Below are 1,502 nucleotides of genomic sequence, written 5' to 3' on the forward strand. Positions count from 1 at the left end.
GGCCGACATCGGACATTGGCCGAGTTCTCGACGGTGTGGATGCGACAAGGTCCTCATATTCCTCGACGATGAACTGGGACGCATGGTCGACAAACTCGAACAGGTGAGTCGAGGACACCCGCAAGACTTCATATAGCTCCGTGGCGCCTACACAGGTGTGGGCATGTTCACTCCAGATACGCCAGAGACGCTCCTGCCCGACCCGATAGCCGCGGAGCAGATGCCGGGGACTTTCGCCCGCGGCCGCCAAGTCATGAAGCAAGCGACGGGTTGCCGCTGGGGGTTCGATCGAGCTCGATGCAACCCCGAAGGCGAGTGTGGCGAGGAAGGCTCCGCAGTTCTGCTCGTTGCTCTCGTGCACCAGCTGTACCTCGTCTGCCGAACATCCAGGAGTCAGCCCGGGCACCATATGCAGGACGTATTCGGTGATCTCATCTGCCACTTCCTTTGTCCGTGGGAGCAATTCGCGTGCGACGTGACGAACCAACTCTGATGTCTCCACGTCCCCAGCCATGACTTCCTTCCTCCTAGTAGGCGCATTGTGGATAGCGATCATCCGCATCTCTGATAGTACTGGTACGTAACTAGCGAAGTATGACATCGCTTTACCCTGTTTGGGGAAGTTTTTCGGTGAACGCTTGCCGCGCAGACATAGCTCTGTGATGCCCGTCTCACCCAGGATTGCAGTCAAGGCTGACGCCCCGATCTGATCCCTTCGAGGGATTGGGAACAGTCGGACCGAAACCACGAAAGAGTCCATCGATGAGCACTTCCCTCGTTCCGCGGATTGCCGATGAGGCCACACCCGAGTGGTTCACCGGCGTGCTGCACGAAGCCGGGTGCGAACCCCACGGCGGCGGTGAAAGCTGTGCAGCACAAAGGTATCAGCGACGGATCGGTCGGCGAGAGTGTTTGTCGAGCTCGCCTCCGACGAATCCGCCGAGCTCGCGGGACGACGGCCGGGGCGTGCATATTTCCGAAGATGGTCGGTCCTGACCGTTCACACACTCCTCGATCGTTCCCCCTGCAGAATGGAGCAAACAGATGACTCGCAGCACGGACACGAAATTTCCCAGAGTTGCCGGTGAAGTGACCTCTGAGTGGTTCACATCAATATTCCGACACACCGACCTCATTGACGACCGAACGTCGGTGGTCACCTTCTCCTCGCATCCCGTCGGGAATGGCCTTGTCTGCGAAAGCGTACGTTTCGCTTTGACATATGACCGGCCTGCGGCACAGGCGCCGACCAGTGTGGTGTGCAAGTTTCCCTCCAACGACCCGGCGTGCCGGGCCGCTGGAGAAAGCGAACTCGTCTATAGCCGAGAAATCGGCTTCTATTCGGAACTTGAACAGGCAGTCGCTGTGCGGGCGCCGCGTTCGATACATGTCGCGCACAACTCTGGACAGCGTCCCATTGGGTGGTGTAGTTCGGATCGGTGAACCATCTGGTTCGTGATCAACGAGTCATGTTGTAGGTTATGCGGTTTCGAGTTCGGGTG

General features: G+C 58.6%; 1 protein-coding gene. It reads right to left on the reverse strand.

Translation table 11 applies throughout. The annotated features are described in order from the left end of the window. Nucleotides 1-691, reverse strand: a 691-nt coding sequence (locus WAW17_RS14320) for a hypothetical protein (protein ID WP_422333619.1), incomplete at its 3' end; no start/stop codon positions are given. Between the last annotated feature and the right edge of the window lie 811 nt (nucleotides 692-1,502).

This window comes from Rhodococcus sp. (in: high G+C Gram-positive bacteria), from assembly GCF_049286785.1.
GTDB lineage: Bacteria > Actinomycetota > Actinomycetes > Mycobacteriales > Mycobacteriaceae > Rhodococcus_F.